This is a genomic window from Acinetobacter sp. V2, assembly GCF_001188385.1.
Classification (GTDB): domain Bacteria; phylum Pseudomonadota; class Gammaproteobacteria; order Pseudomonadales; family Moraxellaceae; genus Acinetobacter; species Acinetobacter oleivorans.
Window position 1 is genome coordinate 137,352 of sequence record NZ_JZFB01000004.1, and the last position, 9,138, is coordinate 146,489.

Genomic DNA, 9,138 nt, shown 5'->3' on the forward strand with positions numbered 1-9,138 from the left:
CCTAACTCAATCGCCTGAATCAGATCACTTGGTGTCATCACACCCGGCAATAGAGGTAAGCCAGCATCTTGTGCAGCCAAATGCAAATCTTTGGTCAAGCCAGGAGATACACCAAATTGAGCACCTGCTTTTTTAGCTTGAGCACAATGTTCTGGCTTAGTAATTGTTCCCACACCTACCACAATGTCATCCGCCAATTGGCTCGCACGCTCAATAGCAGCAAGACCCGCAGCGGTACGCAATGTAATTTCAAGGACTTTTACACCACCAGCATGTAAAGCACGTGATACATCTTCACCTTGCTCAGCAGAATCAAATGCCAATACAGGAATGACTGGGCCTAATTTGACGATATCTTCAATTTTAATCATTATTTTTCAGTTCCTTTGACTCAAATCTGCTCTGGTGAAGTTTCACCAACCAATGCACCAAATACAGATGCTCCATGTTCAGCTGGCGCAGCAGCAGCACGGAAAACACCAAATAATTCACGCCCAAAACCAACTTCGTTTTCTGCCTGATGTTCTGGTTGTGCAACAGGACGCGACTGCCAAGTCTGTTCATCTATTTCAACATCGAGTACGCCAGCCTCAGCATCAATAATCAACATATCCCCTGTTTGAACTTTAGCAATCGGCCCATTTAGTAAGGCCTCAGGAGATAAATGAATCACCGCAGGAACTTTGCCTGAAGCACCAGACATACGCCCATCAGTAACTAAAGCAACGTGGAAACCTTGATCTTGTAAAACACCCAACACAGGCGTTAAGCGATGCAATTCAGGCATACCGTTAGCACGCGCACCTTGGAAACGAACAACTGCAATAAAATCTCGGTGTAACTCACCACGATCAAACGCTGCTTGTACTGCTTCTTGAGAATCAAACACGATTGCCGGAGCTTTAACTTTACGGTGCTCTGGCGCAACAGCAGAAATCTTGATAACACCACGGCCAAGGCGACCTTGCATTAAACGCAAGCCGCCATCTGGTTGAAACGGCGCATCAATGCTACGGAGTACTTTGTCATCAAGGCTTTGAACCACACCATCAACCCAAGTGAGTTTGCCATCAATCAGTTTTGGTTCTTTGGTGTAATGCTGCAAACCTTTACCAGCTACTGTCGTTACATCATTATGCAACAAGCCAGCTTCAAGTAAGTTACGAATGAGGAAAGCAACCCCACCCGCAGCTTGGAAATGGTTTACATCGGCCTTACCATTTGGATAGATTTTTGCGAGCAATGGAACAACAGCCGATAACTCATCGAAGTCATCCCAGTCAATCAAGACACCAGCGGCGCGAGCAATCGCAATCAAATGCAAAGTATGGTTGGTTGAACCACCTGTAGCGAGTAACGCCACAATGCCGTTTATAATTGCTTTTTCATCGACAACATGACCAATCGGCGTGTAGTTTCCACGCTCAACTGTTAAATCAAGTACACGAATCGCAGCTTCTGCGGTAAGTGCATCACGTAATGGTGTGTGAGGATGAACAAATGCAGCGCTTGGCAAATGCAAGCCCATCACTTCCATCAGCATCTGGTTACTGTTGGCTGTACCATAAAAAGTACAAGTCCCTTGTCCATGATAAGCAGCTGACTCAGCTTCTAACAAAGCATCTCGGCCAACTTGACCCGTTGCAAATTGCTGGCGAATTTTAGCTTTCTCATCGTTAGATAGCCCACTAGTCATTGGACCAGCTGGCACAAAAATAGTAGGTAAATAGCCGAACTGCAAAGCACCAATCAACAAGCCTGGTACAATCTTGTCGCAAACACCCAGACACAAAGCTGCGTCAAACATGTTATGAGACAATGCAATCGCTGTACTCATCGCAATTGTTTCACGTGAAAACAATGAGAGTTCCATACCAGCATTACCTTGGGTAATACCGTCACACATCGCAGGAACACCACCTGCAAACTGTGCCACGCCACCATTTTCACGAGCGGCTGTTTTAATTAAATCTGGAAATGTTTTATAAGGTGCATGAGCCGACAACATTTCATTATATGACGACACAATACCAATATTTGGTTCACGACCTACTTTAATAATTAATTTTTCATTGTCATCCATGCTGGCAAAACCATGAGCCAGATTGGCACATGAAAGTGCCCCACGAGCAGGAAATTTGCCTTGTGCATGTTCAATACGTTGTAAATATGCAGAACGAGTTTTTTGACTACGGGCGATTACACGCTCGGTCACTTTTGCCAATATTGGATTCGGCAAGTCCATGCTGGACGCTCCTGTACAACCGGATAAGCCGGAAAAGAAAAATAGACCAAATGATATATTTTTTTATGATCATTTGAAAAAAGGATGAACAATATTATTCAGGCAAAAAGCGACATGCAACCCCAGCCAATGTTGCTGTAATGGCCTCAACACAAGCTTTAAAGACATAACGAGTTTATATTTTAGACAAAAAACTTATTTAATATTTAGGTATATTTACAGCTAAACAAAATCTCAAAAATACGGTAAATTTATTGTAAATCAACATAATAAAATATATTTAACAATATATAAATGATGAGCTTTTCATTCTAATTTTTAGTACTTATAAATCCATATTAGGTACTTTTTAACGCCCTTAAATACCATCAAAACTTAATTTCAATTACGTATATTATTTGTAATATATGCTTAAAATTTAACTTAAAGAACCAACTCACTTATTCAATAAAGGTTTGGTTTCTAGCATTTAAAACCATGCTTCATTCGGGTTTATTTTTTCATAAATATATACAAAAAACTCGTTTCTATGCGTATAAAAAAACAAGGAATACAGTGGTTAAGCTTTATACTGGACAAATATTAGTTACAAATAATTTGATGGTCGATAGTGCTTAAGTCTAATGGGCTAAAGTCTATCTTGGACAGAAAAACAACACATGTTAAAACATGACAACCCGTTCAATCTGTATGAAAAAAATAATACATCTTGAACAGGAAGTTAGGAAAACTATTTTAAATCAGGACTTGGGTATTTCAACGTGGCTATATCAGTATTAGTTATCAATTGCGGTTCTTCATCTATTAAATACGCACTGGTTTCAGAGCGTCGTGAAGACCGTATTTACGGTTTAGCAGAAAACTTGGGGGCAGCTGACGCTCGTATTAAGGGAGTTACAGTTGGTGGTGAACCACTGGAACTTTCAATTCCTTATGCTGACCATGCCAAAGCTTTAGAAACTTTACTTGCACGCCTTGCCAACTACAAACCGCAAGCAATCGGACATCGTGTTGTACACGGTGGTAGTTTAACCAAAGCAGAATTACTCACTCCTGAAATTATTGAACGTATTCGTGCAGCAACGCCTTTGGCTCCGCTTCATAACCCAGCACATTTAATTGGTATTGACGCAACCGTACGCCTATTTCCTGAATTACCTCAAGTTGCCGTATTTGATACTGCATTCCATCAAACCATGCCACCGCATGCATACCGTTATGCAATTCCTAAGTTTTTATATACTGACCACAATGTCCGCCGTTATGGTTTCCATGGTACAAGCCACGCCTATGTGTCTGATAAAGCAAGTGAGCTTGCAGGCAACCTGAAAAAAGGTGGATGGCTAACAGCGCATCTAGGGAACGGCAGTTCAACTTGCGCAGTGTGGAATGGACAAAGTGTTGATACCTCTATGGGCCTCACTCCACTTGAAGGCGTAGTGATGGGAACGCGTAGTGGTGACGTCGACCCAAGCTTACATAGCTTCCTTGCGAAAAACCTCGGTTGGGATTTAGCAAAAATTGATAAAGTTTTAAATAATGAAAGTGGCTTACTAGGCTTATCTCAACTGTCTAATGACATGCGTACAGTGATTGAGGCAGCTGAAAATGGTAACGAAGATGCTTGCCTTGCAATTGAAGTGTTTAGCTATCGCCTAGCAAAATCACTTGCTGCATTAAGCTGTGGCTTACCAACTTTAGAGGGCTTAATTTTCACGGGTGGTATTGGTGAAAACTCAGCTTATATTCGTGAAAAAACCTTAGCTTATTTACCTCATTTTGGTTTGCAGCTTGATAAAGATCAAAACAACAACCTAAAACGTGGCACTGAAGGCCGAATCGACAATGGAACAGGACCACAAATTTGGGTCATTCCAACAGATGAAGAAGGTCGTATTGCCAAAGAAACTCGTCAAGTTGTTGAAGCGGCAGAAAATACAGCATCTGTAGCAAGCCTTGCTTAATTAGAGCTCAGCGAAAACTCGATATTCGTTTATTTATAGGTTTATATGAATACAATTTTATTGATTCCTACAGGCGAAGGGGTTGGCTTGACCTCTGCCTGTTTAGGCATGATTTACGCACTTGATTGCAACGGGATTAAAGCTGGCTTTTTAAAACCATTTTCTCAAGAAGACCAAGAGCAGCTTGACCGAACCACTTCATTATTTGGTCATTTATTTCAAAGTAAAACCGTTCAATCTATTTCGCATGAAAAATTAACTCAGCTTATTGCCGCTGGGGAGGTAGATGAATTACTTGAAGAAGCTGTTAGTCTTCACCGTAGCGTTTCAGCAGACCATGATGTCATTATTGTGGAAGGCTTATTACCTAACGGACAAGACCACTTTGCCAGTGAACTCAACGCAAGTCTTGCACAAGCACTTGATGCAGAAGTCGTGTTGGTCAGCACAGCAGATATTCAAAACCCGAAAAAAGCCGCAGAAAAAGTAGATGCTCATTTACGCCAGTTTGGTGGAGCAGCGTCAAATCGTACCGCCGGCGTACTCTTTATGCGTACCCGTGGATTAACTGAAGAAACAGCACAAATTCCTGTTGCTTTTGATCCATCGTTACGACCGACTGAAGAAATCGCAAAATTTACGACCGAACTGCAAAAATATAATCGTTATTTCGGCTCAAGCGATTTACCAATCATTGGTTTAGTCCCATTTAGTAATACGCTGAGCGTACCTAGAACACTTGATATTGCAAACGTGATTGATGGGCAATGGGTACATCAAGGTGAAGCTAAAACACGTCGTATTTTGCATTCGAGTTTAATTGCTTCAAGTATTGAATATGAACTGAATAAGTTTATTGCAGGCGAATTGATTATTAGCGCATCTGAGCGTACCGACGTTTTACTCGCAAGTAGTTTGGCAACCAGTAATGGTATTCCTTTGGCTGGTTTGGTACTTACAGAACGAGAAGCGCCAGCACCTGAGCTTTTAGAATTTTGTCAAAGTGCGATTAAACAAGGGTTACCGATTTTACATACCCGTTTAAACACACTTGAAACCGCTCAGCGTTTATCTAATTTTGGTAATGAAATTCCCGTCGATGATACTGAACGTGCTGAGCAAGTGACCCGATTTGTTTCAAGTCATATTGATGTTGAATGGCTTAAACAACACAGCAACAATGCTGCTACCCCTCGCCTGTCGCCATCGGCTTTCCGTCACGAACTGGTGCAAAAATCGATTGCAGCGAAAAAACGAATTGTTTTACCAGAAGGTGATGAACCACGCACCATTCAAGCTGCGGCAATTTGTCAGGCACGTGGTATTGCTGACTGTATTTTGCTGGCCAAACCAGATGTAGTACAAGATGTTGCAAAAGCACGCGGTATTGAATTACCTGCTGAATTGGCAATTGTTGACCCTGATAGTATTCGTGATCAATACGTTGCACCAATGGTTGAGCTACGTAAAGGTAAACTCAACGAGCTTCAAGCAAAAGAACAGCTTCAAGATACTGTTGTGCTTGGCACCATGATGTTAGCTTTAGATCAAGTCGACGGTTTAGTTTCAGGTGCGGTACACACCACAGCAAATACAGTTCGCCCAGCATTTCAGCTCATCAAAACAGCCCCTGATTATTCACTGGTTTCATCAATCTTCTTTATGCTTTTACCAGATGAAGTTTATGTGTATGGCGACTGTGCAATTAACCCAGACCCGACAGCAGAGCAACTTGCTGAAATTGCAATTCAGTCGGCTGATTCGGCTAAAGCATTTGGAATTGACCCACGTATTGCCATGATCAGCTACTCAACTGGTACTTCTGGAACAGGTGCAGATGTTGAAAAAGTACAACAAGCAACTCAAATTGCTCAGCAACGTCGTCCTGATTTACTGATTGATGGTCCACTTCAATACGATGCAGCTTCAGTTGAAAGTGTGGGACGTCAAAAGGCACCAGACTCACGCGTTGCTGGCCGTGCAAATGTATTTATTTTCCCAGATTTAAATACGGGTAATACCACTTACAAAGCAGTACAGCGTGCTGCAAATGTTGTGAGCGTTGGACCAATGCTGCAAGGCCTAAACAAGCCTGTTAATGACTTGTCTCGTGGAGCATTGGTAGATGACATCGTCTTTACCATTGCATTAACCGCAATTCAGGCAGAACAGCAAGCCGCTGCCAAATAATTAATTTAATTAACCTTTACTACCTCTCGCCATTTGATGTCCGCTCAAATGGCTTTTTTTATTTTAGTCATTCAAAAATAAATAATTTTCCGATTTCTGGCATTTAAATTACTTCAATATCTTCTTATGCGACTTTCGGTCAAAAGATCAACCAATCTCCCACAACACTGTCTTTTTGTCATATAATTTAGCCCGCTAGCTAACAGCCCGCTCAAGAGATTTTCTGGTATGACAACGATTATCAAACAAGATGACTTGATTACATCGATCAAGGACGCCCTACAGTTTATTTCGTACTATCACCCGCAAGACTTTATCCAAGCGATGAGCCGTGCTTATGATCGCGAAGAAAACAAAGCCGCAAAGGATGCAATTGCACAGATTTTAATTAACTCTCGCATGTGTGCGGAAGGTCATCGTCCAATTTGCCAAGATACTGGTATTGTTAACGTTTTCCTTGAAGTGGGCTTAGATGTTAAATTTGATTTAACAATGAGCTTAGACGATGCGGTAAACGAAGGTGTTCGCCAAGGTTACCTTGAAAATAGCAACGTTCTTCGTGCATCTGTACTTGCTGACCCAGCATTTGGTCGCAAAAATACAAAAGATAATACCCCTGCTGTAATTCACTACAAACTCGTTCCAGGTAACAAAGTAGATATTACTGTTGCTGCTAAAGGTGGCGGTTCAGAAAACAAGTCTAAACTTGCAATGCTTAACCCATCTGACTCGATTGTTGACTGGGTACTTAAAACTGTTCCAACAATGGGTGCAGGCTGGTGTCCTCCAGGCATGCTCGGTATTGGTATTGGTGGTACTGCTGAAAAAGCCATGATGCTTGCTAAAGAAGCACTCATGGAAGAAATCAACATGGACGAATTACTTCGCCGTGGACCAGAGAACAAAATCGAAGAACTTCGTATCGAAATCTTTGAAAAAGTAAACGCGCTTGGTATTGGTGCTCAAGGTCTTGGTGGTTTAACGACTGTTCTTGACATTAAAATCAAAGACTACCCATGTCACGCTGCTGGTAAACCAGTTGGTATGATTCCTAACTGTGCTGCTACTCGTCATGCTCACTTCCAGCTTGATGGTACAGGTGTAGCTCATATTCAAGCACCAAAACTTGAAGACTACCCTTCAGTAACTTGGGACTCTTCACAATCTAAGCGCGTAAACCTCGATACCATTACTCAAGCAGAAATGGATTCTTGGAAACCGGGCGATACATTACTTCTTAGTGGAACAATGTACACAGGTCGTGATGCTGCGCACAAACGTATGGTTGAAATGATCGACAATGGTGAAGAATTACCAGTTGATCTTAAAGGTAAGTTTATTTACTACGTTGGCCCTGTTGATCCAGTGGGTGATGAAGTCGTTGGTCCTGCTGGCCCTACAACTGCAACACGTATGGATAAATTCACACGTAAAGTATTAGAACATACTGGCCTATTCGGTATGATCGGTAAAGCTGACCGTGGTCCTACAGCAATTGAAGCAATCAAAGACAACAAAGCAACTTACTTAATGGCAGTTGGTGGTGCGGCTTACCTCGTATCTAAAGCTGTTCGTGAAGCTGAAGTGGTTGCGTTTGCAGACTTAGGTATGGAAGCAATCTACAAATTCGTAGTTGAAGATATGCCTGTTTCTGTTGCAGTTGATGTAAACGGTACTTCAATTCACGCAGTAGCTCCAAAAATCTGGCAAGCGAAAATTGGAAAAATTCCAGTAGTCGACGCTGCGGCAGGCTAATCAAGAAAAGCACCGAATTCGGTGCTTTTTTTTGCATTCTTTTTTTATTTTAAAATCTGAAAAGAATTGTAACAATTACTTCTTCAATCTGTGCTATTAATAAATGCTCTCTCTCGCCATATATTGAATATAGGTCATTTCATGACTATTCGCCCTATTCTTAAAAATCTTTCAATCAGTCTCTGCTTAAGCTGTATTACCACAAGCTTATTTGCTTCTCCTGCCAAATTAAGTTCAGTCAAAGAACTCATGCAAATGAGCCAAATTGATTACTTGCTTAAAGAATCAATTAATGAATTAACGCCTTACTATGATCAACAGGCAGAACAGATCGTTAGTAATATCACGGGTATCAAAACTTTAGGTCCAAAAGAAAAAGAGGCCGCGAAGAAGTTAGGTTCTCTTCTAAAAGATTCGAGCAATCAGCTCATTAGCAACCCAAAAACTGCACAAGCCTTACAGGATATTTACCTAAAGACTTATACTGAAGAGGAAGTTCAAGCAAATTTGAAGTTTTTGAAAACTCCTGAAGGCCAATCAATTACGCGCAAGAACGTACAGATTATGGGGCAAATTTCAGAATATATGATGGAGTTGGGACAACAGACTTTTAATGACCCTAAAGCACGGGATCATATGCAAGAAGAGATGCTTAAAATTCTTGCCCCACTCATGAAAGATAAAGAAAAGTCTTAACTTTTCTTTATCTTTTGTAGGCTATTACCAAGTTAAAGGATTCCATAATTTAAATGGCTTAATCAGATGTACATCTGATTTTTCATCATATTTGGCGGGCTTTAATTCCTGTGGTTTATGTCGAATCTTTCCTGAAGCATCTTCAGCCACAAAGTTGTAGCTAGAAGATTTAAGCTCAGTAAATGCTATCTCTCTACGTCCAATATTGTCTTGCATTAACATAAATGGGCCAGTGTGTTCACCACGGTCCATTTTGTTCTCTTCATCATATTTCAAATAATAAGAGGT

Annotated in this window: 5 protein-coding genes and 3 pseudogenes; 5 read left to right on the plus strand and 3 right to left on the minus strand. The window is 41.2% G+C overall.

Annotation, left to right across the window (positions count from 1 at the left end; translation table 11 throughout):
• A pseudogene (locus UC75_RS21730) lies at window positions 1-371 on the minus strand (2-dehydro-3-deoxyphosphogluconate aldolase); the annotation flags it as partial.
• A 20-nt stretch (window positions 372-391) separates the two neighbouring features.
• A complete protein-coding gene (gene edd, locus UC75_RS13610; protein ID WP_049837911.1) occupies window positions 392-2,245 on the minus strand; it encodes a phosphogluconate dehydratase in 1,854 nt (617 codons plus the stop codon).
• A gap of 659 nt (window positions 2,246-2,904) precedes the next feature.
• Between edd and UC75_RS18970 the strand changes: the two are divergent.
• The 5 genes and pseudogenes from UC75_RS18970 to UC75_RS13630 all read left to right on the plus strand — a co-directional run bounded on the left by UC75_RS18970 (window position 2,905) and on the right by UC75_RS13630 (window position 8,850).
• A pseudogene (locus UC75_RS18970) lies at window positions 2,905-3,025 on the plus strand (hypothetical protein).
• Complete coding sequence (locus UC75_RS13615; RefSeq protein ID WP_049837912.1) at window positions 3,007-4,209, plus strand: acetate/propionate family kinase; 1,203 nt, start codon at window positions 3,007-3,009, stop codon at window positions 4,207-4,209. Before UC75_RS18970 ends, UC75_RS13615 begins: the two are co-directional and overlap by 19 nt.
• A gap of 45 nt (window positions 4,210-4,254) precedes the next feature.
• Window positions 4,255-6,399, plus strand: coding sequence for a phosphate acetyltransferase (pta, locus tag UC75_RS13620; RefSeq protein ID WP_049837913.1), 2,145 nt, complete (start codon window positions 4,255-4,257; stop codon window positions 6,397-6,399).
• Window positions 6,400-6,627: 228 nt separating this feature from the next.
• Window positions 6,628-8,154, plus strand: a complete 1,527-nt coding sequence (locus tag UC75_RS13625) for a fumarate hydratase (protein ID WP_005302199.1) — start codon at window positions 6,628-6,630, stop codon at window positions 8,152-8,154.
• A 141-nt stretch (window positions 8,155-8,295) separates the two neighbouring features.
• Window positions 8,296-8,850 carry a DUF2059 domain-containing protein gene (locus tag UC75_RS13630; protein ID WP_013198988.1) on the plus strand — a complete coding sequence of 185 codons (555 nt, stop codon included), beginning with the start codon at window positions 8,296-8,298 and terminating at the stop codon, window positions 8,848-8,850.
• A gap of 24 nt (window positions 8,851-8,874) precedes the next feature.
• Here UC75_RS13630 and UC75_RS21735 read toward each other — a convergent pair.
• Window positions 8,875-9,138 (minus strand): annotated as a pseudogene (locus tag UC75_RS21735) (hypothetical protein); the annotation flags it as partial.